General features: G+C 34.0%; 23 protein-coding genes. 11 read left to right on the top strand and 12 right to left on the bottom strand.

Annotated features, from left to right (window positions below):
* Positions 1-38 precede the first annotated feature (38 nt).
* A complete protein-coding gene (locus H6F32_RS06355) occupies positions 39-3,665 on the bottom strand; it encodes a P-loop NTPase fold protein (protein WP_190368490.1) in 3,627 nt (1,208 codons plus the stop codon).
* A gap of 189 nt (positions 3,666-3,854) precedes the next feature.
* Between H6F32_RS06355 and dacB the strand changes: the two genes are divergently transcribed.
* On the top strand, positions 3,855-5,354 hold the full coding sequence (dacB, locus tag H6F32_RS06350) for a D-alanyl-D-alanine carboxypeptidase/D-alanyl-D-alanine-endopeptidase (RefSeq protein ID WP_313926493.1): 1,500 nt from the start codon (positions 3,855-3,857) through the stop codon (positions 5,352-5,354).
* 85 nt (positions 5,355-5,439) lie between these two features.
* Here dacB and H6F32_RS06345 read toward each other — a convergent pair whose 3' ends face one another.
* Positions 5,440-6,615, bottom strand: a complete 1,176-nt coding sequence (locus H6F32_RS06345; protein ID WP_190368489.1) for a DNA double-strand break repair nuclease NurA — start codon at positions 6,613-6,615, stop codon at positions 5,440-5,442.
* A gap of 118 nt (positions 6,616-6,733) precedes the next feature.
* On the opposite strand from H6F32_RS06345, the gene H6F32_RS06340 reads away from it, so the two are divergent.
* Positions 6,734-7,333, top strand: a complete 600-nt coding sequence (locus H6F32_RS06340) for a tetratricopeptide repeat protein (RefSeq protein ID WP_190368488.1) — start codon at positions 6,734-6,736, stop codon at positions 7,331-7,333.
* Between the two features lie 59 nt (positions 7,334-7,392).
* Here H6F32_RS06340 and H6F32_RS06335 read toward each other — a convergent pair whose 3' ends face one another.
* Positions 7,393-8,178, bottom strand: a complete 786-nt coding sequence (locus H6F32_RS06335) for an HAD family hydrolase (protein ID WP_190368487.1) — start codon at positions 8,176-8,178, stop codon at positions 7,393-7,395.
* Positions 8,179-8,391: 213 nt separating this feature from the next.
* Positions 8,392-8,739: a rhodanese-like domain-containing protein gene (locus H6F32_RS06330; protein WP_190368486.1), complete on the bottom strand. Its 348-nt coding sequence runs from the start codon at positions 8,737-8,739 to the stop codon at positions 8,392-8,394.
* A gap of 234 nt (positions 8,740-8,973) precedes the next feature.
* Here H6F32_RS06330 and mutL point away from each other — a divergent pair, with 234 nt between their 5' ends.
* The 3 genes from mutL (at position 8,974) to H6F32_RS06315 (ending at position 12,084) form a co-directional block, all read left to right on the top strand.
* Positions 8,974-10,647, top strand: coding sequence for a DNA mismatch repair endonuclease MutL (mutL, locus tag H6F32_RS06325; RefSeq protein ID WP_190368485.1), 1,674 nt, complete (start codon positions 8,974-8,976; stop codon positions 10,645-10,647).
* 403 nt (positions 10,648-11,050) lie between these two features.
* Positions 11,051-11,419, top strand: a complete 369-nt coding sequence (locus H6F32_RS06320) for a DUF3119 family protein (protein ID WP_190368484.1) — start codon at positions 11,051-11,053, stop codon at positions 11,417-11,419.
* Positions 11,420-11,634: 215 nt separating this feature from the next.
* Positions 11,635-12,084 (top strand): DUF2996 domain-containing protein, encoded by a 450-nt coding sequence (locus H6F32_RS06315; RefSeq protein WP_190368483.1) that lies wholly within the window; start codon positions 11,635-11,637, stop codon positions 12,082-12,084.
* A gap of 82 nt (positions 12,085-12,166) precedes the next feature.
* Here H6F32_RS06315 and H6F32_RS06310 read toward each other — a convergent pair whose 3' ends face one another.
* Positions 12,167-12,661, bottom strand: a complete 495-nt coding sequence (locus tag H6F32_RS06310) for a TM2 domain-containing protein (protein WP_190368482.1) — start codon at positions 12,659-12,661, stop codon at positions 12,167-12,169.
* Positions 12,662-13,141: 480 nt separating this feature from the next.
* On the opposite strand from H6F32_RS06310, the gene H6F32_RS06305 reads away from it, so the two are divergent.
* From H6F32_RS06305 to acsF, 5 genes are all read left to right on the top strand, one after another.
* Positions 13,142-13,354, top strand: a complete 213-nt coding sequence (locus H6F32_RS06305; RefSeq protein WP_190368481.1) for a DUF4089 domain-containing protein — start codon at positions 13,142-13,144, stop codon at positions 13,352-13,354.
* Positions 13,355-13,361: 7 nt separating this feature from the next.
* Positions 13,362-14,744 carry an AtzE family amidohydrolase gene (locus tag H6F32_RS06300; protein ID WP_190368480.1) on the top strand — a complete coding sequence of 461 codons (1,383 nt, stop codon included), beginning with the start codon at positions 13,362-13,364 and terminating at the stop codon, positions 14,742-14,744.
* A 106-nt stretch (positions 14,745-14,850) separates the two neighbouring features.
* Positions 14,851-16,056, top strand: coding sequence for a DarT ssDNA thymidine ADP-ribosyltransferase family protein (locus tag H6F32_RS06295; protein ID WP_190368479.1), 1,206 nt, complete (start codon positions 14,851-14,853; stop codon positions 16,054-16,056).
* 45 nt (positions 16,057-16,101) lie between these two features.
* On the top strand, positions 16,102-17,292 hold the full coding sequence (locus H6F32_RS06290) for an FAD-binding oxidoreductase (protein WP_190368478.1): 1,191 nt from the start codon (positions 16,102-16,104) through the stop codon (positions 17,290-17,292).
* A gap of 501 nt (positions 17,293-17,793) precedes the next feature.
* Positions 17,794-18,870 carry a magnesium-protoporphyrin IX monomethyl ester (oxidative) cyclase gene (gene acsF / locus H6F32_RS06285; protein ID WP_190368477.1) on the top strand — a complete coding sequence of 359 codons (1,077 nt, stop codon included), beginning with the start codon at positions 17,794-17,796 and terminating at the stop codon, positions 18,868-18,870.
* Positions 18,871-19,297: 427 nt separating this feature from the next.
* Here the strand turns inward: acsF and H6F32_RS06280 are convergent, their stop codons facing one another.
* Both H6F32_RS06280 and H6F32_RS06275 read right to left on the bottom strand, forming a co-directional pair.
* Positions 19,298-20,158: a CPBP family intramembrane glutamic endopeptidase gene (locus H6F32_RS06280; RefSeq protein ID WP_190368476.1), complete on the bottom strand. Its 861-nt coding sequence runs from the start codon at positions 20,156-20,158 to the stop codon at positions 19,298-19,300.
* A 211-nt stretch (positions 20,159-20,369) separates the two neighbouring features.
* Positions 20,370-20,789: an AbrB family transcriptional regulator gene (locus tag H6F32_RS06275; RefSeq protein ID WP_190368475.1), complete on the bottom strand. Its 420-nt coding sequence runs from the start codon at positions 20,787-20,789 to the stop codon at positions 20,370-20,372.
* Positions 20,790-21,914: 1,125 nt separating this feature from the next.
* Between H6F32_RS06275 and H6F32_RS06270 the strand changes: the two genes are divergently transcribed.
* Positions 21,915-22,943 carry a succinate dehydrogenase/fumarate reductase iron-sulfur subunit gene (locus H6F32_RS06270; RefSeq protein WP_190368474.1) on the top strand — a complete coding sequence of 343 codons (1,029 nt, stop codon included), beginning with the start codon at positions 21,915-21,917 and terminating at the stop codon, positions 22,941-22,943.
* Here H6F32_RS06270 and H6F32_RS06265 read toward each other — a convergent pair.
* The 5 genes from H6F32_RS06265 to psbX form a co-directional block, all read right to left on the bottom strand.
* Complete coding sequence (locus H6F32_RS06265; protein WP_190368473.1) at positions 22,924-23,067, bottom strand: hypothetical protein; 144 nt, start codon at positions 23,065-23,067, stop codon at positions 22,924-22,926. The two genes, H6F32_RS06270 and H6F32_RS06265, sit on opposite strands and share 20 nt — an antisense overlap.
* A gap of 142 nt (positions 23,068-23,209) precedes the next feature.
* Positions 23,210-23,731, bottom strand: coding sequence for a PD40 domain-containing protein (locus H6F32_RS06260; protein WP_190368472.1), 522 nt, complete (start codon positions 23,729-23,731; stop codon positions 23,210-23,212).
* Between the two features lie 104 nt (positions 23,732-23,835).
* Complete coding sequence (locus H6F32_RS06255) at positions 23,836-24,390, bottom strand: PD40 domain-containing protein (RefSeq protein ID WP_190368471.1); 555 nt, start codon at positions 24,388-24,390, stop codon at positions 23,836-23,838.
* A gap of 179 nt (positions 24,391-24,569) precedes the next feature.
* A complete protein-coding gene (locus H6F32_RS06250) occupies positions 24,570-25,472 on the bottom strand; it encodes a Ycf66 family protein (RefSeq protein WP_190368470.1) in 903 nt (300 codons plus the stop codon).
* A gap of 285 nt (positions 25,473-25,757) precedes the next feature.
* Positions 25,758-25,877, bottom strand: coding sequence for a photosystem II reaction center X protein (psbX, locus tag H6F32_RS06245; RefSeq protein WP_190368469.1), 120 nt, complete (start codon positions 25,875-25,877; stop codon positions 25,758-25,760).
* Between the last annotated feature and the right edge of the window lie 585 nt (positions 25,878-26,462).

Here is a 26,462-nt window from a genome sequence, read left to right as displayed (position 1 = left end):
AAATATCCCGGACTTCTTAAAGAAGTCCGGGATCTGAATCAAATTAGAAAACCATATTGTTTTTTTCCATCTTCATATCTATATTCACGATTATAATAATCATCGGGATCATAACCTAAATCTCCCACAAAACAGAAAGAAACTGCTAGATTAAATGTTCTTTTTTCAAAGTAAAATTCTTGTTGAGGTGACATTTTCATGAAGTCATTTTTAAATTTCTTCCATTCTCTTTGATTATGTCTATCCATAAATACATCTTGTTGCTGTAAACGATGTAACCATGTTTCTTTTTTGAGAATTACCATATTTGCATCGCTTTCTTCAAAGTCTAAATAAATTTCTTCTAGGAGTTTTCGCATTTCTTTGGGATATCTACCCGCTAATGCTAAAAAGGCAATTAAGGTTTGTTTACATTCTTTTGATAGTTCTGGTTTCCAAGTTGTATCATCAGGTAAACTTGTCCAAATAATTTTTAGGATTTTACAAATATTAATTAACCTTTTTGCTGTTCTGGGAGTTAAATCAACGTGCTGACAACATTCTTTAATCCAAGCAAATTCTTCTGCTGTAAATTTCTCTACCACAATTAATGGTACGCTTTCTTTTAAATGTGGTAATTCTTGATGATCTACTTGTTTCGTTTCTGTTATTTCCTGTTCATTAATAACCATATCCCTAAGTATTTGTGATGGATAACTGCCAATGTTAGATTGTAGTAAGTCGTCTTGATATGTCTGTTGTTGCGAAGAAATCAATATTTCTGGATGATTTTCTACTTGTTCTTCAATTTCCAATAGAGATTTAATATAATTCTCTGTAATTTCTTTATTAATTGGCCGCATTCGGTAAGGAATTTGAATGATCTTCTCTAAATAATCTACACCAGAAGGGCTGCCACCACGTTTTAAAACTCCTCTATAAATGGTTTCTAATGCGCGACTAACATAGCGATCATCTATGGCTAAAATAATCACAAATATGTCGGTATTTAATAATAATTGTACTGCTTCTAACACCTGTACAACTCTATCAGGAGGACAACGATCTAAATCATCTATATACAATACTATTCTCGCTGGTCCTCTGGGGAAGTATTGTTTGAGAATTGCTAATTTTTCTGTATTAGGAGTTTTAGCAGTTAGATGATCTGATAAGTCTTTCAAATCTTCTTGTATTTGGTGCATTAATCCTAAATATTTTTGATAGGAATTTTCTTGTAAGCGATTATTCACAAATTCTAACAGTGACCTATATTGTGCTGTTAAACCTACTTTTTGTTTTTGTAATTTGATTGTAATTTGCAGGTTTTCTATGTCTTTTTGATAGGTGGTTAATTGTTGTTGTGCTTTTTCTTTCTCATCCTTAATTCTTTTCAATTGATTTTCTTCATATTCTGATTTACGTTTGTTGATTTTTTCTTCAATTTTCTCTTGTTTATGTGTAGCTAATTTCTGTTTTTCATTTTCTACATTTTCTCTTGCTACTTGTAATAATCTTATAGTTTTTGCTTGTAATATTTGCAGTTGTTTGAATATTTCAATCCCCACAGATATAGCAGGAATACTTGATACACTTGCTAACCAAATTTTTAGAGCTGAGGATATTTCTAATAGTGCAGGCATGAATTTTGGTAAAACATACACTATAAAACCATAGGTTAAAAATGGTAAGGTGGTAAAAATGATAAAAAGGATTAATTTTGTTTTATCTTTTTTAATAAATTCGATTAAACCTACAATTTTTATAGGTTGTTCTTCGATAAAATGATTAATTTTCTTAGCATTAATGATAATGTTGTCTATTTTGTCATTGTTGCTGATAATTAATTCTTGGGCTATATCTATGATGTTAGATTTTGAGAGTGTATCTAAGTTTAATATGGGAAATTGTCTTTCTAAATCTTGCCTGTTTTTAAATCCACAGGAGTTTAAAAAGTCTTTTAATATAGAATCCCCTAAATCATCTTTGAGTGTTTCTTTGAGTTGAGATAGAAAAACAATCAAAATGGCTATTTTTTCTGTTTCTTGATTGACATTTTCTGTAATTATTCTCACTTCTTCTTTAAATTCTTTGTCTAGTTGATCAAGATTTTGATCAAATTGACGTTCGATTTCTGTAGTTCTTAATTTCATTTCCTCATGTAATTCTTGCAGTTGGTTTTCTAGTTGTTTTAATTTTTTTTGTTCTTCTTTTCTGACTTCACTGAGAATATTCCATAGGGCGTTACTATTTACCTGATCTTCTTTAAATTTGGCAAATACTTCTGATGCTAATGTGGACTCTAAAATCGTTTTTCTATCATTATCATTCATGTCATTTAAGATAGACCAAATTTCTCCTCCTGTGAGTAAAGGTAGATATTCTCCTAGCTTTTTTTCTAATGTTAATTGTCTATCTAATTCAGAAAAAATAGTTTGCATCAAACTTGCCCATAAATCAGATTTTGCATAACTCCAAGCATTAAATTCTATTTGATAAATATGACCGACAAAAGGTGAAAGATTTGGTTCATTTCCTATTTTTCCCCATGTTTGTTTTTCGGTTAATTGTTGACAACGAATTTTAGTAATTTGCTGTTTTATTAAGTGTAAACCAAAGGATTTTCCGCTTCCCCAACCGCCTAAAATTGCTACTGCTAATGGTGGTTCAAGACTTCTTAACATTAATACGTCCGCGATCGCATAAAGTTCTTTCGCTACATTTAATGAATCTTCCCCTCTTGGTTCATCATTCTTGAATGCTTGAGGAGTACGCACTAAATTAAATTTACTCACCAACCAAAATCTAATACCATCTTGTCCCGCACTAATTATATAATTTCCTTTTGCATCAAATACTAAGGAATATACTTCGCCTTCATGTTGGCCAATAATAATCTGTCTTTTGCGATCTAGATCCGATATATCCCATAATCTCACTGTGTTGTCTTTACTACAACTAGCTAAAGTACTACCATCGGGACTGAACACCACTGACATCACTGGTTTTGTGTGTCCTACCAAGGGTTTACCAATTGTTTCCCCTTGTAAATCCCATAATAAAATTGTGTTATCTTCACTACCACTAGCTATCATTTTACTGTCAGGACTAAATGCTACGGTAGTAATAGCTTTTTTATGTTTTATAAAGGTTTGAATTGTAACTCTTTCATTAATGTCCCATAAACGCAATGTGTGATCATAACTACTACTAATTAAGGTATTATTTTCGTAACTAAATGCCAATGAGGTAATAGAATCTTTATGACCTGCTAAAACTACTATAGGTTCACCTGTGGTAACATCCCATAGGCATAATGTGTTGTCATCACTACCACTTATAATAGTATTTCCATTATTATTAAATAATACTGCTCTCACTGAATCTCTATGACCTGCCAGTACAGCAATATTTTCACCTGTACTTATATCCCATAACCGCACTGTATTGTCATAACTACCAGTAGCTAAAATATTACCATTGGGACTAAAGGCTACGGAGTTAATGGGTTCTGTGTGTCCGATACAACTAACGGACTTTTCCCCCGTTAGCAAGTCCCATATTTCCACTGTACCATCATCTAAACCAACGGCTATGTGTTCTTCTCTGGGCGATATGGCCACTGTCCATACTTCTGTTTTAAACTGGTTAAGGGTTTTTGGTAGTTGAGTTTGGGGTGCTTCCATGTCACTGTTATTATATCTGGATATTATTGGTTTTACTATGTTGTTATATAATTGTAAATAGTTTGACAATTTTATTTACAATTAGGGGTAAATTATAATTCTGGTTTAATTCTCAATTTATTAAATAAGTTAAGGATATGATTATATAATATGATAAATTTACTCAAGAAAATTATTTTAATAAATCTCATGTTTACAATGTTCAAAAAAGTCTCTTTTAGTTGCCTATTCCTGTTAATTAGTTTATCTATTGGTGATGGTAAACAAATAGTTAAAGCAGAAACTCGTACTTCGCAAGTTAATGTTAAAAATAATGACAATAAATCAATTTGTACTAATCAATTAACATCAGCTATTAATAATGTTGTTAATCGGGAAGATTTAAAGCGATCGCATTGGGGTATTTTAATTAAAAATTTATCATCAGGGGAAACTATTTACAGTCAAAATGCCGAAAAATATTTTACTCCTGCTTCTAATATTAAATTATTTACCACTGCGGTAGCTTTAACAAAATTAGGATCAGATTTTCGTTTTCGCACTGCTATTTATGATGATGGTAATGGAGTTTTGCGTGTGGTAGGCAGTGGAGATCCTAGTTTGAAAAATCCGCAATTACAACTTTTATCTCAACAGTTATTTCAAAGTGGTATTAAGGAAATTAACAAATTAATTGCTGATGATAGTTCTTTTCAAGGTGATCTGATTAATTCTAGTTGGGAATGGGAAGATATTCAATCTTACTATGGTACACAAGTTAATAGTTTAATTCTCAATGAAAATGCCATTTCATTAACTTTATTACCCCAAAAAGTTGGTGATAAATTACAATTAAGATGGGATAATTCTCCTGAAAGATATCACTGGAAAATTGAGAATAATACTATCACAACAGCATCAGGAACACCAGGTTTTATCAATATAGAACGGGATTTAAAAGGGCAAATTTTAAGGATTAATGGAAAATTACCAATAGATGCACCACCAGAAGTTAATACTATAGCTGTATTTGATCCTGCCACAAATTTTTTAAGGGAATTTCGTCAAGTTTTAGCTAATCAAGGTATAAGTGTTAAGGAAACTTTAATTAATAATGATCAGAAAAATAATAATAATAGTAAAGAAATAGCTGTGGTAGCATCTCCTCCTTTATCAGAATTATTATTAGAGACAAATATTAATAGCAATAATTTATATGCTGAGGTTTTATTAAGAACTTTAGCTAGTAAGCAACCATTAGGTACAAATGAAACTACTGCTAATTTAGGTTTAAAAGTCATCAAAGAAACTCTCACAGATTTAGGTATAGAACCGCAAGGTTATATGATCGTTGATGGTTCAGGTTTATCCAGAAAAAACTTAGTTACTCCCACAGCCATAGTACAACTTTTACAAGCAATGGAAAAATCCCCACAAAAAGAAATTTTTCGCGCATCTTTACCTATTTCTGGTGTTAGTGGTACATTAAAAAATCGTTTTTTAAATACTAATGCTGTGGGAATTATCCAAGCAAAAACAGGAACTATGACGGGAATTTCTAATTTATCAGGATATATCAATACTCCTAATTATCAACCTTTGGTTTTTAGTATTATGGTTAATCAATATCAACAACCTAATCAGGCTATCAGAACAGCAATAGATCAAATTCTGGTATTATTAACCGATTTAAAACAATGTGATAATTAAGAACACACTGAGGTGGTTTTTGTTGTAATTTTATGTTGTAAAAAAAATAATGTGTCAAAAATCATTATCAATACTCACGAAAATATTAAGCAATGCTACCACGTTTACGGATTTCTTTGGAGGAAATACCAACATTTTTAATCCCAGCTTTAATCATTTGTCTTTCCAACATGGCAAAAAATCGTGTTTTATCTCCTCCTCTAACCACTGCTTGATTATGCGCTTCAGCAATTGCTACAGGATATCCATAACCCTTTTGTACCTGTGCTAACATTAATCCTAGTGCTTGATCAAACATGACTGAATTTTCTGCTACCCATGCAGGAAACTCAATTCTAGCAATTTCTGCACCTACATTAACATAACAAAAGTATATAGTCTGTTCTTCATACAGTTCTAAAATACGGGCATTACTCCGCCATATAGGTCCACGTTGTCCTGGTTTAAGTTGGGTAGCCCACAGAGTTGTATCTCTTAAAGAGTCAAATTTCTTACATGGTAAATGATCTAATTGATTAGGGCAATGATTAATACAGTCAGGTACGGAGTGAGGACAGGCTAATAAACGTAAGAAGTTCATAGCTTCAACATTACGGGATGCACTTAAATATCCCATGAGAGGAATTTCAGCTTGATGTAGTTTTTGCCAAGCCTCTAGTATGGGGGGCAATATACAATCACGCGCATCCATTGGTAATTGATCTAATATCCAATGTATTAAAGAACCATCTACCATTGCTAATATTGGTGCAGAGGTTTTAGCATTAATAGCTAATTCTGCTAAGACGCTACTTTCTGATGCAGTGCGTCTATACCCCATCCATTCTTCGGTTCTAATTCCCCATTGTCGAGAGATATATAAATCTTCAGGACGATAAAATACCTCTGGTAAACTATCAAGAATTGGGTGTAAATTTTGCCCATAATGTAATACCACTCTACCAATATTTAAGAGGTAACAATAGGCAATTTCATGATGATTGGGAGCAATTTGTGAACCGTCGGTAGCTACTATTGTATGTACTTTTGGAGGAATAGGAATATCTATACAACTTGCTAATGGTTCTAGTGGTGTAGCATTAGCAAAGAGGATATTATTACTCCATCTTTCTTGTTTTTCTACTAACTCTTTTTGTGATTCACTAGCAATTTGTAAATATTGTTGTGCTAGTTCTAAACGTTCTTTATTGGCGGCAACTTCTAAGGTTAAATGTTCACTAAAACCTTGCATTTGTTGTGTTAATTTTGTTAAGTCTAACATATATTTTGGTGTAATAGTAGGTGTCAGATAACCGACTTGTTTAAGAAGTCGGGTATCCTGTTGTTAGAGTAAGATATTATTGATAACTTAGTATAACACTATCACAGGAGAAATGACTATGGGCAATTTATCTTTGATGCTTTCATCTTTGATATTAGGTATAACATTATATGTTCCTCAAGTTGATGCTGAAGATTTGGTAAATCTTCCTCACGGAAAAACAAGAATACTATTAGCACAAATAAAAAAGCAAGATAGTATTATCTATTTTCATCAAGGTTTAAATAGTTATATGTTTGGAGATTTGCCTAAAGCAATCAAATATTATAATCAAGCACTTGCTATCAATCCAAAATTTGCAGAAGTCTATTATCAAAGGGGAATTGTCTATGCTGCAATGGGAGATTATTCAGCAGCAATGAAAGACTATAATCAAGCGATCGCCATTAATTCTGGTTATGCAGGTATTTATAATCATCGGGGATTGTTACATTATAAATTAGGCAATATTGAGTTAGCAATTAATGATTTTAATGCAGCATTAAATCTTAATTCTGAATTTGCAGAAGCCTATCATCATCGAGGAATTGCTTATCATAAATTAGGGAATAAACAGCAAGGAATAACAGATTTAAAAAAAGCAGCAGAAATATTTAAAGAACAAAAAAGAATAACTCATTACCAAAAGGTTATGGATGATATAAATGGTAATTGGTAATTGCTGATTGCACAAGATCCCGGACTTCTTAAAGAAGTCCGGGATCTGAATAATATAAGTTAAACCCAGGTTGAGAAATCATGGGAAAATTGAGAAAGAGAAATTACGTGAATGCGATGATCTTTTTTCCCTGATTCTCTTTCTGCATGGGTATTATAACCCCAATCTGCTAGAAAAAGTTGCACATCTTCTAAGTCAGATTGTTGTTGAATTAATTGCAAGGTTTTTAATCTATCTTCCACAAACCATAGTTTTACAGGTTTCTGGGAAGATTTAGCAATTAATTCGCGCAAAGTTTGATATTTTGGACGTTTTACTTCCTTACCAAAAATTGCTGTTTCTGGTAAGTTTATCCCTTCTTGTAGTAATAATTCTTTAACAAATCGTCCTTCTTTAGTGGTGACAATATATAATTCAATATTACTAGCAAGAGTCATTTTTAGTCTTTCAATTACTCCATGATAAAACCTATGTAAACTTAACCATTCATTCACATCAGTTTTAATCCATTCATCTCGTAAACTATCAAGTTTTTTGGCAACTTCTTTAGCATCTAAATTATCTGATGCTAAAATTTTAGGAGTAATATTTGTCCAATTTTGCAGAATTTGATCATCATCAAATCCGTCAATTAATGCCTTAATTAAAATAGGCATTTCCCAACCTGTTTCAATTACTGGACGTAAGCGATAAAACCTTAACGCTAAGTCATCTGGTGGTGTATGATTACTTGTAGACCAAATTTGACAATAGGTACGCCATGCTACCTCAAAATATTCAATTAGTCCATCGCAAATCACTCCGTCAAAGTCTAAGGCTAAAATTGTGGGACTATTTGCTGTCATTTTTTAGATCATAAAAACTATTATGATTAGTTTACCGTAATTTTCTATCTCGATATGTAACATTTTCTGCAAATTTTTAGAGAAATGTGATAGAATATAAAATCATCTATAAAAATTCAATAATTACTTTAGAGGTAATAAAATCTTAACCACAAAATCCCCAACTTAAAAAAGTCAGGGATAGCAATAATATCTAACATTAAATCAGCATAATTAGCTAGTAGCTATACAAGTAGTACCTTCTAAACTACCACCAATATTTTCCCAAGCGGTAATACCTCCTGCAATTTCACATACACTAGTAAAACCAGATATTCTTAATATCTGTGCTGCGTAAGCTGACTGTGCATCATCATCACCATAGATATAAATATCTCGTTCTCGTTGTAAGGTAGAATGAGCGCGAGATGCTAAATTATCTAAGGGAAGAGGAATTGCACCTGCAATATGAGCTAAATTGTAATTAGATCGATCGCGTACATCAATTATTGTAAAAGCAGGTTGCCCCCATTGGAGACGCATTTTTAATTCAATAGCATCAGCAAAAAAATTACTATTCATAAGCCTTTCCCGCTTATAACCTCACTTGTAATTTAACAAATTTTTACGTAAAATTCTGTTTTCTTAATCATCAATCTAAATTTTAATTTAGTAGTTATTTAGTAGTTTTGTAGATAATTTTATGTTATAATTGTTTGATGTTAATTTTTGGTAATTTCTCTTAAACTTATATCTTTAACTACATTTTATAACTGGCAAAAGTTGACTTTTATAGTATCTATTATGGCATCTACAATGACATCCAAAATTCAACCATTACCTACAGAAGTAGTATATTTAATTAGCGCAGGAGAAGTAATAGATTCTTTAACAGCGGTAGTTAGAGAATTAGTAGAAAACGCGCTAGATGCTAATGCAACACGCATAGTAATTTCTATTTGGCCACAACATTGGAAAGTACGAGTTGCAGATAATGGAGATGGGATAAATCTGGATAATTTATATCAAGCAGCAGCAGCACATAGTACCAGTAAAATTCATTCTCGTGATGATTTATGGCGGATTAATAGTTTAGGATTTAGGGGAGAAGCATTACATAGTTTAGCAACATTAGGAGATTTAGAAATTATTAGCCGAGCAAAAAATGAAACGGAAGGATGGAGAATTAATTATAATCATCAAGGAGAAATGAAAGCAATGGAAATTGCAGCGATCGCTCCTGGTACGGTAGTAACAGTATCTAATCTATTTGTTGATAGTTCTCCCCATCATCAAAGTTTACCTCTACACATAAAATCAGTCCAAAATATTATTCAAAATATTGCCTTATGTCATCCTCATCTTACTTATCAAGTATGGCAAAATGATAAAGAATGGTTTACTATTTATCCGGCAAAAACTGGAGGTAAATTAATTCCTCAAATTCTCAGTCAAGTGAAATATCATGATTTATGTGAGTTAAATTTACCCATAGTAAATAGAGAAAATTCATCATTAAATTTAGTGATTGGTCTTCCAGATAGATGTCATCGTCATCGGTCAGATTGGATTAAAATAGCAATTAATGGGAGAATAATTAAATCAGCAGAATTAGAACAAACAATTATTTCAGGATTTCATAAGACATTACCACGCGATCGCTATCCTGTGTGTTTTTTACACCTTAACATATCACCAGATCAAATTAACTGGAATCGTCACCCAGCCAAAACAGAAATTTATCTCCATGACATGAATTTCTGGCAAACACAAGTTACAGAAGCTATCAGTAAAGCCTTACAAATTTCCGCAGGTAATATTAAAGAATCAGTTCACACAAGTAGAGTGAGTAATTTAATTAAAGTAGCAGAATCCAAAGGACAATATAACATTAAATCTATTAATAATGTTGATCATTCAAAAAATCAAGAAAATGAACAAGATAATAAACTATATTTAACAGCGATCGCTCAAGCTAATAACACCTATATTATAGCCGAACATTCAGGAGGAATATGGTTAGTAGAACAACACATAGCCCATGAAAGAGTATTATATGAAAAAATCTGTGATCATTGGCAAATAGTACCCATAGAACCCGCCATAATTTTATATCAATTATCCAATAATCAAGTTACACAACTGCAAAGAATAGGATTAGAAATAGAACCATTTGGAGAACAAATTTGGGCAGTAAGAACCATACCATTAGTGTTAAAAGAAAGGGAAGATATAGCCGAAGCAATTTTAGAATTAAGTTGGGGAGGAGACTTACAAACAGCACAAGTAGCAGTAGCTTGTCGTACCGCAATTCGTAATGGTACAAAAATGAGCTTGCCAGAAATGCAGCAACTTTTAGATGATTGGCAAAAAACCCGAAATCCTCGTACTTGTCCCCATGGAAGACCAATTTATTTATCATTAGAAGAAACAGCTTTATCTAGATTTTTCCGACGTAATTGGGTAATAGGAAAAAGTCATGGTATTTAATTAGGGCTTGCTGAAAAAGTGTGAAAAAGGTTGAAGACAATTGAGTAGGTATTTATGTTTAACTAAAGATAAACTTTAGTTCTATAAAATTAACCTAAACATTACTTTTATTAATCAAAGAAGGGGAAAAAGACTTAATTTTGAAAATAAGAAATAAACCAGGACTCTACAAGGAATTATCATCATCTAAATTCGACGTAAGACAATAAACTACAAGTGTTGATTTACAAGAGTTTCAGGATGAAAATAAGTTTTTATAAGTGGACTCTTTTTTATTAACAGTATGGGAATTACTATTTGTCATAACAAAGCAAAACGCAATAAAGTTTTTCGTGGTTTATGGGGTTGGGGTAAAGGTGATTATATAATATGACTATATTCAGGTAGATTTTTTGATTCAGTCATGAACCCCAAATCCACAGTAGAACTTAAACCAAGTTACAATCTTCCCATAGCCTTAGTCTTCATTGGCATTCTTATCCTATTCATTCAACCTTGGGTCGGATCTGTGGTAACGTTACTAGGATTATTTCTGATGCTGCAAGCTGTAACATTACGCTTTCAATTTACAGCCACAGACTTTGATCTGTATAGAGGAGAAAAATTAATTCGGCGTTTTCCCTACCAAGAATGGCAAAATTGGCGCGTTTTTTGGCATAAAGTACCGATTCTGTTTTATTTTAAGGAGGTTAATAGTATTCACTTTTTACCAATTTTATTTGATCCAGAAGCTTTAAAATCCTGTTTAGAAGAACACTGTCCTAAATTATAGAAGATTTTTTACTACTAGCTTATCGAGCCTCAAAATCTCTACTGGAGTTTAGATCATGACACTACTTGTAGGGTTATATCAAGTAAGCGATCGCTATAAGATGAGATCGATCAACTAGGGCATCGCTTGTGCCAGTTGCCTAAGTCCTGGTTCTGATCAGTCATCCTGTGTCAAAATAAGAATAACTAACTACTCCACAAGGATAAAACAGAGCAATGACAGAACAAACCACACCAAACGTCACAGAAGACGAAAAAACAGCCGCAAAAGCTCCCAAAAAGGAAAAACCCCCCGCACTGGAAGATAAACCTTTTCAAGAGTTTATACAACAGCATTACTTACCAGCACTGCAAGAAGCAATTAGCAAAGAAGGTGTGGCAGATGTGCAGCTAAAATTTGCTAAACAGAAGTATCCCATCATCGGGTTTACCTCTGGGGAAGAATGTTGGCAAATAATTGGCTCTTGGCAAAATGGCCAACGTCAGTTTAACCTTTATTTTCCAGAGGAAAATATTCAAGGTAAAAAAGGTTTTTCTTGTAATGAAGGTAAACAACCTAGTACCTTGGAATCATTTTTGATAGATGAGCGAAAAACCACTTTAGAGTTGTTGGTAACTCGCTTAGTATATCGTTTAAATGGTCAAAAATGGTTAGGTAGAAATTAATTGATAGAGTGCGGAGTGCGGAGTGCGGAGTGAAAATTCTGACTCCTGACTCCTGACTCCTGACTCCTGACTCCTGACTACTTTACAACTCATCAAAATAATAAGTAACTGCGCCTGTATTGGGATTATTACCTACCCTGATATATCCTGAATGTACCATTTCCAATAAAGCTTTTTCTACTTCTTTAAAACTCCCACTAGTAAATTTTACTGCTTGTGTAACAGTTAAACTTCCACCATTAGCCTCTGCTGCTTCAATTAGTTTCACTGTTAATTGTTTAGTTTCTGGTTTATATACTTGGGCATTAACTATAGCTTGATTTGCAGGTACACCAATAGGAGATAAACCCGCTTTCAAACGCAAATTCGTTTCATACTCATCCACCATACCAGGAATTAGTAACAAATCTATAAACTGACCAACGTAAAAGAAACCAAAGGTGCAAAACCATAATAAACCTGTACCAATTTTACCATTATACAAACGATGTAACCCATTAACACCTAAAAAACCAGCCGCACATAAGATATAAGAAGCTATTAGACGGTCTTTATTTTGATGATTTTGTAAGTTCATTTTGTTTATAATCCTATCATCCCAGTTAACAATAATTCTAATTCACAGTAAGTAGACTGTGAAATATACTGAATGATCCTAACCTTATTTTAAAAAGGGTTATAGAACAAGTATCCGGTATAATAACAAGTGTAGCGTATTAATTTGGGAATGGGTAAGTAAGATGAACAAGATTTCCTCCTAGACAGGACTTACGCAACTGGTACATTGGTAGGGTGTGGTTCGACAAGCACACCAACCTCTTCAGACAGTATAAATCATGTAAATAACCAAATTGTTCATATCTGACGCACCCGACAACAGATTTTTTAGCGTGAGACTTCCGTAAGTCCTACTACAAAGATAAATACTAAGATTATCCCTATCAGTATCATCACCTTTGCTGATTGCTATTTCGGAAAAAATGGAGGTAAAATGTAGGAAAGATGTAAACCATTAAAAATCTATGTTTAAAAGTAAAATACAAAGATGGTAAAAATTATGGATAATCAGGATTGTAATAGTCAATTTTCTCATCAAAAAGATACAATAGAATATATAAAAATCATTTCCACATTATTAAATTTACCGATTAATGATGAATATCAAAATGGAGTAGTTGCCAATTTTGAAAGAATCAAATCTATAGCAGAAGTAGTCAACAATTTTACTGTACCAGAAGAAATTAACATTGCGCCAATTTTTGAACCATAAATAAACCATGAATGACGCTTTAGGTATTGCCGAAAAGATATTATCAGGTAAAGTGAAAGCAGTGGATATTACCCAAACTGCATTAACTAAAATCAAAACTAAAGATCCTGAGTTAAATTGTTTTACTCACATTACCGCAGCAACAGCCTTAAAAGATGCAGAAAATATTGATGAACAAATAGCTAAAGGTAAAAATCCCGGTGTTTTAGCAGGTGTACCTTTTGCAGTAAAAAACCTATTTGATATTGCAGGTTTAACAACATTAGCAGGGTCAAAAATTAACGCTGAAAATTCGCCAGCAGTGGTAGATGCAACCGCAATTACCAGATTAAAAAAAGCTGGTGCAATATTAATTGGGGCGTTAAATATGGATGAATATGCCTACGGTTTTGTGACAGAAAATGCCCATTATGGTACTACCCATAACCCCCATGACTTACAAAGAATTGCAGGAGGTTCTTCTGGAGGTTCTGCTGCTGCTGTTGCAGGAGGTTTAGTTCCTTTTAGTTTAGGTTCAGATACTAATGGTTCTATTCGTGTTCCTGCTGCTTTATGTGGTACTTTTGGTTTTAAACCTACCTATGGGAGATTGCCTCGTAGTGGAGTAAAATTATTTTCTAGTAGTTTAGATCATATTGGACATTTTGCTAATTCAGTGCGAGATATTGCCATAATATTTGATCTTTTACAAGGTGGAGATGAAAAAGATCCAGTTTGTACAAAACTTCCACCTGATTTATGTTTACCACAAATAAATGATAGCTCATTTGATATCAATAAAATTAGAATTGCCATAGCGGATGATTATTTTACTCAAAAAGCAGAGATAGAGGCTTTACAAGCTGTTGAGACGGTAGCTAATACCTTAAATGTTAAAGAATATATAACAATACCAGAGGCGAAAATTGCCCGCGCTGCGGCTTTTGTAATTACAGCTTGTGAAGGAGCAAATTTACATTTAGAAAAGTTAAAAACTCGGCCACAGGATTTTGATGTAGCTACAAGAGATAGATTTTTAGCAGGTGCTTTAATTCCTAACCAATGGTATTTACAAGCCCAACGTTTTAGAAGATGGTATAGAGATAAAATCAGGGAATTATTTACTCAGGTAGATATGATTATTGCCCCAACTACACCAATTACTGCGCCATTAATTGGCCAAGAAACAATGATTTTAGCAGGGGAGGAAATCTTGATTCGTCCACATTTAGGGTTATTTACTCAACCTTTATCTTTTATTGGTTTACCTGTGTTGTCAGTTCCTATTTTTCAGGAAAATTCCTTACCGTTAGGAGTACAATTGATAGCAGCACCTTATCATGAGAGTTTAATTCTACAGGTTGCACGAGTATTAGAGAAAAGATACCATAATCATAACATCAAAATCTAACTATAAGCTAATGTGCAGCACTCACTGTATAATTAAAAAACCTGAAGTTACAGTAGCGCAAGCATCTTGCTTGTATTAATTATTCAAGTTAAAAGCACAACAGCTTATGACTACGAAACGCAAAAAAACAATTGACAGCTTGTATTATATTACACATATACATAATGTACCCTCTATCCTCAAGAGAGGAATATTATGCCATGGAGTTATTGATAGAGAAAATATTAAACCTGTACCTATCTATGATAAACAAATAGTTAAGAATCGCAGTGATAGATTAACACCGGATGGGAAAAGTTTATGGGAATATGCTAATTTCTATTTTCAACCAAGAAACCCAATGTTATATAGGGTTATGAATGAAAATAAAGATAATGGCATAGTTGTTTTATCTATAAAACCCAGCATCTTAAATAGTCAAGGTGCTTTTATAACTACTGGAAATGCAGCTAGTAGTACATCTCACATTTTACCAGCAAGTAGATATAAAGAAAGAGAGATTATCACTGAAATAATCAAAGGCATAGATATTGAATGGTGGAAAGAAGAAGATGGCACAAAAAGAAAAATTATGGCTGAATGTTTAGTACCTAATAAAGTTACACCTGATTTAATTCAAGCTATTTATGTACCCACAGAAAATATTGCCAAAAAGTTAGAGGAATTGATAGAAAAATCTGAATCCAAAAATTTAGTTAAGCCCCCAATAAGTATAGAACCAGATATCTTCTTTTTACCTGTAAGGAGAATAGCATTAACCAACACAGTTTCTTTAGTAGAAGGGGATATGTTTTTCTCTCGAATGCAAACACTTACTATTAGTGTAAACTGTGTCGGGGTAATGGGTAAAGGATTAGCTTCCACTGCTAAATATAGATTTCCTGATATGTATGTTCATTATGAAGATTTATGTAAAAAGAAAATCTTGCAAATGGGTAAACCTCAATTACATAAACGGGAATCTTCAATTTTTAATCAATTAGCAGAAGATACAACATCATTACCTTATGAGAATGGAGAGACATGGTTTCTGTTGTTTCCTACCAAACAACATTGGAAAAATCATGCCGATATTCAGGGAATTGAAACTGGATTAAAATGGATTCAGGATAATTATAAACAACAAGGGATAAAATCTTTAGCTATGCCTGCTTTGGGTTGTGGACTGGGTAATTTGCAATGGCAAGATGTTGGTCCATTAATGTGCAAGTTTTTAAAAGATTTAGATATTCGAGTTTGTATATATTTACCCACTGATGGAAAAATTGCTGATGAATTTCTCACAAGAGAATTTTTACTTTCATTAAATTGAATGTAAGGTATAATATTTATTTAATCATTGGATTTTTACTAAACTATGAAAAATTACGATTGGATAGTTATTGGTGCAGGAATTACAGGAACTGCTTTAGCCTATGAATTGACAAAAATAGGATGTTCTGTACTGTTATTAGAACAAAATCAAATCACAGACAATGCCACTGTTTACAGTTATGGTGGACTTCCTTATTGGGCAGCAAATACACCCATTACTCAAAAATTATATAAGGAAGGTATTACCCGTCATCGTCTTCTTTCTCAAGAATTAATGGCAGATACTCAGTTTCGAGAATTAGATTTAATATTAACTATTCCTCATGATATTAATCCAGAAATTATTCATCAATCCTATCAACAATGTGCTATTCCTCCTGGGTTATTGACTGTACAGGAAGCCTGTAAATTAGAACCTTTATTGCATGGTGATTTTCTCTCTGGTGCATTAACTGTTAAACATGGTCATATTCACCCCCAAAAAACTGCCCAAGCATACATTCAAGCAATGCTGAATTTAGGTGGAGAAATACAATTTCAACAATTTTTAGAGTTGACAACTACTGCTACAAAAAAATGTACGGGAGTCAAAACGAATTACACAACTTTCTCTAGTGATAACGTGGTTGTTTGTGCAGGTGGAATTAGTCGTAATTTATTACAAAATATGGGTATTTATTCTAATTCTTATGATGGTTATAAAATATATTTCTCCCATGCGGAAATGATTAAAACACCACCTGTATATATTAAGTTAAATAGTTTGGTATTACCTGCAAATTTACAAAGATTGCAGTTGGAAATGGCATCTACTCACACTGAGGAATTATGGAATCAACCAAATTATGAAATAGTGCCACCAATTTTAGATTCAGGTGTGGTACAATTTCTTGATGGTAGTTTGTGTATAGGTCAAATTAGCCGAATTTTCACAACACCGGAAATAACAGTTAATTCAACTAATTCAACAAGTAGTGAGAAATGGTTACGAGAAAGTATCACGCAAATATTACCCAGTTTAGCTAATGTACCAGGAACATGGCATCATTGTTTAGTGGCTTTTACTGCTGATAAATTACCCTTAGTTGGCGCTATTCCTGAATTTTCAGGATTACATATATTTTCTGGTTTTAGTAGTCCTTTATTGATTGTTCCACCTTTAGCTGTAAGATTTGCAAAATGGATATCTGGTAAAAAAGATGACATACTTGCCCAACTGTCTCCTGAGCGCTAGGGTGCATTAGATATCAACTAAGCTAATGTGCAGCACTCACTGTATAATTAAAAATCCTGAAGTTACAGTAGCACAAGCATCTTGCTTGTATTAATTATTCAAGTTAAAGGCACAACAGCTTATCAACTATCTATGTATTTGCAGTATTGATACGGTGTGATGCACAATTAACTATAAGTAACTATAAATAACTAGGCTGTTTTGCTTTTAATTTGGATAATAAATGCAAGCAAGATGCTTGCGCTACAATAAAATAACTATATTTATGAAAGTTCAGGATTTGAGTATTGACAAAAAAACATAAATATGTATATGGTTGTAATTGCCAATTTTCATTGTAAATCTTAATATTTACAATATATTTACAATCTGCAATTATCACCGAAATCTTGATACACTAAACTTCATACAAATTTATAATGTAGTCAACACCTTGTGAGAAGCTAAAATATAGCTCTGTTGGTGTACTCAAGATAAACAAGATAAGAGAACAATCGAAACATGGTAAATTCCCCAACTAAACCTGGCGTTGACGAAATTCGTCCCGGTATTAAAACCCCAGCTAAAGAAACCCTTTTAACACCCAGGTTTTACACCACAGATTTTGATGAGATGGCTAAAATGGACATCTCTGTAAATGAGGATGAGTTAAGAGCCATTTTAGAAGAGTTTCGCGTTGATTATAACCGCCATCACTTTGTTAGAGATACTGAATTTGAACAGTCTTGGGATCATATTGATGGAGAAACTCGTCAGTTATTCATTGAATTTTTGGAGCGCTCTTGTACTGCGGAGTTTTCCGGCTTTTTATTATATAAAGAACTTGGCCGTCGCTTAAAGGATAAAAGCCCTCTTTTGGCGGAATGCTTTAACCTGATGTCACGAGATGAAGCTCGTCATGCAGGATTTTTGAATAAGGCTATGTCAGATTTTAATCTTTCCTTAGATTTAGGATTTTTGACCAAGAGCCGCAGTTATACTTTCTTTAAGCCTAAATTCATCTTTTACGCTACTTATCTCTCGGAAAAGATTGGTTATTGGCGTTACATCACGATTTATCGTCATTTAGAGTCTCATCCTGAAGATCGCATTTATCCCATTTTCCGTTTCTTTGAAAACTGGTGTCAAGATGAAAACCGTCATGGTGACTTTTTTGATGCGGTTATGAGAGCGCAACCACAAATGCTGAATGACTGGAGGGCTAAACTTTGGAGTCGCTTTTTCCTGTTGTCAGTGTTTGCTACTATGTATCTCAATGACATCCAACGTAAGGGTTTTTATGCTGCTTTAGGTTTGGATGCGCGGGAGTATGATATTCACGTAATTAAAAAGACTAATGAAACTGCTGGTAGAGTTTTCCCTGTAATTTTGGATGTGGATAACCCAGAGTTTTATGAACGTTTAGATATTTGCGTCAGAAATAATGAGAAGTTGTCGGCAATTTCTAATTCTCATACTCCTAAGTTCTTACAATTCTTCCAAAAACTGCCTATTTACATTTCTCACGGTTGGCAGTTGTTAAACCTGTATTTAATGAAACCCATTGATACAGCGATCGCTCATGGTCAAGCACGTTAATATTTAGGGAACAGGTGATTGGTGATTGGTGATTGGTGATTGGTAATTGGTAATTGGTAAGATTATCAATTATCAATTCCTTCTCCTGACTCCTGAGTCCCCAAAATTACATTTTTAAGAATCTTCGTAAAAGAAAGACGCGTCGGGCTACAGCGTGTAAGTCTATAGATAGATAGATAGCTGCTCCCATGCGCCCCGTTGAAGCAAAAAGTAAAGTCTAGTTTTGTCTAGGTTTTATACAGCAGATATTTATAATACTGCCTCCTTTCTTTACAGCAGTTTTGATGTATTTAGACCACACTTTAAATTAATTTTAGTCTTCCTTTGCGTCTTTGCGCGAAACCAGAATCAAAATGTGGTTCATTTACCTGAAAATTGCTATAAGTGTAGCTTTTCGTGGAGAAATTAGCCGAATTTTGCCATACAGCTAAAGCAAATATAATACTCCTGCTGTTGTTAATAAACAGCTTACTCCTGCTAAACCAGCTAGGGGTTTTTTGTATTTACCTGTTACCCAGTCAGTGATTTTATCTGTGTAACTAATTATACTTGATGTATCTACAATAGCGATCGCCCATACCCAACCTGCATGAAGTCCCCAGGCTATCCCTAAATAATTATTATCTACGATTCTAGCGAATACTAACACCATTCCCATTAACCATAACCCCGGTAATTGCGGTATGGTTTCTGTTTGTTCCCAAACTAAGTGTAATACAGCAAAAACCAAGCTAGATATAATTGCTGCTAACCAAATGGGACACATTTCCTGTAACTTAGTCCACAAAAACCCGCGAAATACTAATTCTTCTATACCTCCCACAAATAAGGCTACAAAAAAAATTGGTAGCGAAATTGCGGGAATTAATTTTAAATTAGCAGTTTCTAAGTAGCACCAACCACAAATATATTGCAGGAAAAATACTACAACTATTCCTATGATACCTAAACTCAAACCTAATAGTAAAGAACTCAATAGAGATAATTTAGCTACTAGTCCATATTCCGTAAATGACCCTAAATTTAACTGTTGATATCCCCATAAAATCACAGGTACTAATATATAAAGGGATACCAAAAGGGGAATTTTTTGTTCTGGTTTTAATTGTAAAAATTTATTAAATTCCCACTTAAAAGCCATGAATAGAATTGCTACTAGTGGCAACCAACACATTACCCAAATAGCAAAAAAAGCCATGATCGAAACTACTGGTGTATCCTGTAGAAACGACCTTAGACCATTTGCTAATGGCTGTAAAAACAATTGTGAACTTAATAGCAAAAACATGACACTTTTCCAGTAAGATGTATTTCTTGGTGATTACTCAATACTAACTACTGGATTGAGAGTGTTTGATGAAAAATGTCAGCATTCAGCTAATATTTTACATAGAAATCACTTACAACTGTTAATTAGCAGAAATTAACTATTGTCTTGAAATTACTAATAGCTGACTGCTGATAGCTGACTACTGACTGCTGATAGCTGACATCAAAATTTATTCATCATCTGCTTCTTCATCTTCATCAGGGGGAACTAATGATTTTTCACTTTCACCCAGTTGAATTAAATGAATATGCTTGTAACCTAGTCTAATTTCAAATTCATCACCTGACTTTAAGCCCATAGCTTTAGTGTAGGTTGCACCAATCACAATTTGTCCATTTTGATGCACACTTACTCTGTATGTCGGTTCGCGGCCACGCCCATCTTTTGGTGTTTCTGGGCTGAGGGGAATACCTCTAGCTGATAATAAAGCATCATAAAAGTCTGTGAGATTAACCCGTACTTGACTATTTTTAGTAACGGTGTAATATCCACACTGTTTGGCTCTTTCCCGGCGGGGTAAATTGGACAGTTCTTTAACTTTAGCCAATAGTGCTTTTCCTGTTAAGGGGGCAGTTGCAGTTTCGCTCATAATGTTTCAATTTTCCTTAATCTCTCGAAATCAATTAAAAACGTCTTCCCATGCCAGTGTTTAGGTTTTTAAGTGGCTTTTAACTAGCGCATAAAACTAACTTCCACTGGGATGTGATGCTAAATTACTGATGAATTACTTCTGATATTTCAGCCAAAATTTAGCCTATTGTTTAGACAATAGAGCTTCTGGTTATGGTTGCCATAACATTAATTACCATAACTTTACTGCGGCTTTAATCATCATCAGCCATCAGAAATTAAATTATTTTTTTTGGGTGTTACAGTGGCCGTGTAACTTAAAGCTAACTTTAAAAGTCCGGTTAGTTCTACTACAAAAAAGTCGTAGATTCGTTAAATTACAAGGTTTCTACCTTTACTGCTTGTCTTTGTTCTTCTTGATTTATAGGTGATTACCTACTTTTCATCTTTAGTTCCAGACAGCATGGTATTTTATCAGGTATTGTGGACTTACACCCTTTTATCCTGTCTGTAGAGACATTGATTTTTTAGTCTCTACATTACGAATCAACTAAGCATTAGAGTCCGTGCTTATACGGTTATAAATACTGGTTTTGTCAATTCGTAATTTTCTATTAAATAATAGCATAAAATCATAATAACAAAATATTTTCCAAAAATTTTTTTAATTTTAATTTTTATTTGGGGGAAATTTTATTTTCATCCTAGAAGTTGAGGATCTGGAAACTAGGGAAGATTTAAAGAGGGTACTTTATGCTGTAACAACGATGTTGTCAAGGGTTTTATAAAAGTTAATAGAATTGAGAGTGGCTATGGGGGACTATCTAGGTTAAAGTTTGGGGTTTTTGTGGTAGTCTGATCAAAACTGCAAATCACAAGTCTATCAGAAAAGACTAGGGCAGGTTCTATACTTCTATCTGGAGGAAGAATCTATTTACCATGATATATCTAAAAAGATCCTCGACTTCTTAAAGAAGTCGGGGATATCAAGCCTGGGATCTCTAGCCCTTTTCTAAAGAAGTATTAAATATCTGGGATAATTGTAAAAGTATTGCTGAAAATATGCTTTACTGCTTATAGGCGCACAAGAAAAATTTGTGGAATTTTTTGACTGTTTAGATTTTCACCACTGTGGTTATTAATAATGGAAGTTATTTTTAAGATTACCCGACAAGAAGCAAATTCTCAACCAATAATCAAAAGTTACCGACTACAGGTAGAACCAGGTAATACAATCTTAGATTGTTTGCATCAGATTAAGTGGGAACAGGATGGAACTTTGGCTTTTAGAAAAAATTGCCGCAATACCATTTGTGGTAGTTGTGCAGTACGCATTAATGGACGTTCGGCTTTAGCTTGCAAGGAAAATGTGGGGAGTGAATTAGCTAGACTAGCAAAAATTTCTTCCTGTTCATCATTATCTTCATCTGATGTAAATGAGTCAGATCAAATTCCAGAAATTACGGTAAGTCCTTTGGGTAATATGCCTGTAATTAAGGATTTAGTTGTGGATATGGATGATTTTTGGAATAATTTGGAGGCTGTGACACCTTATGTCAGTACAGTAGCACGAAAAATACCAGAAAGAGAATTTTTACAAACTCCCGAAGAGCGATCGCTTTTGGATCAGACGGGTAATTGTATTATGTGTGGAGCGTGTTATTCAGAATGTAATGCGCGAGAAGTAAATAGTAATTTTGTTGGACCTCATGCTCTAGCTAAAGCATATCGAATGATAGCAGATTCTCGTGATGATCAAACAGAAGAACGATTAGAAAAATATAATTTGGATACTCAAGGAGTGTGGGGTTGTACTCGTTGCTTATATTGTGATCATGTTTGTCCGATGGAAGTAGCACCTTTAGAACAAATTACGAAAATTAAACAAGAAATTTTAGCACATCGAGAAAAAACTGCTAGTCGGGCGATTCGTCATCGGAAGGTACTGGTAGAATTAGTGAAACAAGATGGTTGGATTGATGAACGAAAGTTTGGAGTGCAGGTAGTTGGTAATTATTTTCGTGATTTAAAAGGATTACTTAGTATTGCACCTTTGGGTTTAAGAATGCTATTAACAGGCAAATTTCCTTTCACTTTTGAAGCGTCTCTAGGTGCTAAGGAAGTGCGATCGCTGATTGACTCTGTACAAAAAGTTACAGGGAGTCACGAGTAGAGAGTCGGGAGTTGGAAGTGCGGAGTGAAAATTCTCGCTCACTGTGGGATAAAGCAAGAGTTTTGTGTAAATTTAACGTAAAACCCATAGCCCGACTAGGAATGATAGCGCAGAAGTAAGCCATATTCTGTGTGTCTAATAGCAAAATTTATCAGCAAGACGACTACAGAAACTTACTTTAGTTATTAGCCTGGAACCTCAGTTCCAGGCGGGTTTATCCGCCAAACAAATAACATATCAGCATTGCTAAACCCCTCCTGACTCCTTTAACTGGGATCTTGGGGAATATTTAACTTTGCACCAAACCGATCATAAACTAAAATATCCCATTGACCATTATTACTATATTCAAAAGCTATTCTATTACCATCAGCACTAATATTAGGATTTCTGACTTCTGCTTCTAAATTAGCAGTCAAATTTCTTAACTGTCGCGTACTCTTATCATATAAAAAAATATCTGCTTGACCTTGACGACTAGCGCTAAAAACAATAAAATCACCATTTGCGGAAGCACTAGGATGAGATGCAATAGTATCAAAAGAATTTAAGCCAGGTAAGTCTACCAAATTAGTAGATATAGTATCAAACATATAAACATCTTGACTACCTCGGCGATCGCTAGTAAATACAATATATCTACCAGAAATATGAGGATTTGCATCAACAGATAAACTATTTAAACTTCTACCACCAGGATCAAAAGGATAACTAAGTAACCGAGGATAACCAAAACACCCAGTTAAACAAGCAGAACATAATAAGACAATAATTAATGATTTATACATATAAAAGGCGATCGAGGAGTAAGGAGCGCATTTTGTGAAGTCAAAAATCAAAATTCAAAATTCTGACTCCACACTTAGCGCTTACAACCAAAAATTCTCAATTATCAATTAACTAGTGTACCATTAGGAACATCCAACTCCACAGTAGGACCACGATCTAAAACTTCAATATCCCATTGTCCACGACTAGCACCTTCAAAAACCACATAACGACCATCAGGACTAATACTAGGATTTTTGACTAAACCATTATAATTAGGAGTAAGAACTTGGGACTGTTGATTAGCCCGATCATATAATGCTATAACAGGTCTACCTCGGTCATTAGTCACATAACAAATATAACGACCATTAAAACTTAAACTAGGACTTTCAGTAATAGTTACTTGACGATTTAAACCTGGAGTAGCAATAAAACTTTGACTTTCCAGATCATAAACCAACAATTGATGATTACGATTACGACTAGAGATAAAAGCCAAAAAACGACCGTTACCACTCAAAGCTGGTTGTTCTTCGGTATAGCGACTATTTAAAGAAGCAGTACCTAGAGGGACATCATTATTAGAGGTGCAAGCAACTAATAGACTAATTAAAGCAAAGATTAAGCTCCAAGTTATTGACCTGTGTAGCTTGAAAATATAGTTTGATATTTTCACATTGAATAATTTCCATTACCCGTAATTCATAAACTCCTATTAAACGTAGTTGTGCTTTAGCACCACCTCTAAATTTATTAAACGTAGTTATGATTTAGCACAATTTATAAATAAAAAAGGCTACTTTATCACGATTTATAAATCCTAAAAGCTGAATGCTTATAGCTACTGAAAGCTATTTAAACATTATCAAAATCATCATCCTTATCACCACTAGGTTTTTTAATGGGATTAAATGGTACATAATCAGTAGAAATTACCTCATCATCATCCTTGCGAGAAACAGGAACATCACTAGCAGGACGACGTTTTCTGGTTTTAGGAGGAGTAACATCATCTTCACGACTTTCTGGACGTTGTGGCCGAGAATTATTACGACGTGATGGCCGTCTTACCTCCCCTGGGTTACTATCCCAGTCATCATTAATATTTCTTGTTTCTTTAGGACGAGAATCCCAATTCTCATCATCATAAACATCAATGGAGCGACCACTAGAACGGGTAGGACGGCGTTTTCTTTCAGTATTATCGGGTTTTTCTCGATTACGACGTTCTGATCGGCGTGGTGGCTGTTCCTCATCATAATCATCACGGGTAGAGCGTTCATCTCGACTACCGCGAATTCTAGCACGTGGAGGTGGTTCTTCATCCTCATAAGGTAGCGTTTCTAAATCCGCATCCATTTCTGCTTGATAATTACGACGTTCTGAATAGGAATACTTTCGGCTAACTTCGCGTTCATCATCAACAATAGGAGTATTACGTTTAGCTTGTTGCGTAGCAATACTGCGTAAGCGAATACTTTCCGCAGCAAAAAATACAGTAGAACCAACTAATAATAACTGTCCAAATTGTAAAATAGGGTCTAAACGCCATCCTTGGAAGATAAGGATAAAACCACATAATAAACCAACTGCGGCGAAAAAGATATCTTGATCTCGTGAGAGTTCAGGGCGCACAGTACGCAGGAAATACAAAGCAGCACCAGCGACAGCTAGAAAAATTCCCAGAATACTGGCTGAGTTCGTTCCTACATTTACCTGAGCTAAAATACTGGCTGAGTTCAGCCCAAAGTTGATCATTGCTGTTTTCCCAGTAAATAAAGTCAATAAATCTATGGTAGTTATCAATCAATAATTTTGTCCATTTGTCGTAGGTTGGGTTAAGCGGTATCGCAGCCCAACGCATTTATTTAAGTTGGTAAGTTAACCTAATACATTTGTTGGGTTTCGTACCTCAACCCAACCTACTGTTGGATATTGACTTATGTTAGCGACTTAATAGTTAATATTACTATTTTAGTATTTAACAGCCGTCAGCCGTCAGTTTGTCTTATTTTAAGCTGATAGCTGATAGCCGATAGCTAACTAAAAACGTTTGATTTTATCTTTTTGGCTAATGAAAATTAAACCAACTGTGGCTGGAATAACTACAATTGCAGTACCCCAAACAAGACTCCAAAGAAAATTTGCTAAAGATGGTGTCATAATTCTCAACCTTTTTTACACTGTAGGCTAATCCAATCTTTATCTTAAAATAAAAACAACTTTTTAATGAGTGCTTCTGATTAAATTCTTGATCTTTCAGGACTTGCGCAACTGGCACATTGGTAGGGTGCATCAGACAGTATAAGTGATGTAAATAACCAAATTGTTGATATCTGACGCATTTCGCCCATCAGAGAAGCACTTGCGTTAGACGCAAAGTTTCAAATTTTGAATTTTTCAATTTCATACCTGAGTTCACCAATGCCTCCTATGTAAGCCCTATGTAAGCTAAGTTGCTAGTTAGGATTTAGAAGTCACAAATTAGTGGGGTTTAGGAGTGCTAAACTCCTACAGGGAGTCAGGAATTATTTGCAAAATTTTGCAAATTTGCCGCGCCTTACTGTTGACTTTTTTCTAGGGCAATGATACATTCTGAGAATACTATTTTTATAATTGGGTATAATCATCAAAATTTTGATAGTCATATTCCATTATATTAGTATCTAACTACAATACCACGAAAACCGGCACACACAACTCAAAATTTAGGTTTTTTCTTTTAAAAAAAACTTATTAAAAAGTATA

The organism is Anabaena sp. FACHB-1237, assembly GCF_014696225.1.
Classification (GTDB): Bacteria; Cyanobacteriota; Cyanobacteriia; order Cyanobacteriales; family Nostocaceae; genus FACHB-1237.
This window is presented reverse-complemented; position numbering and strand designations above follow the sequence as displayed.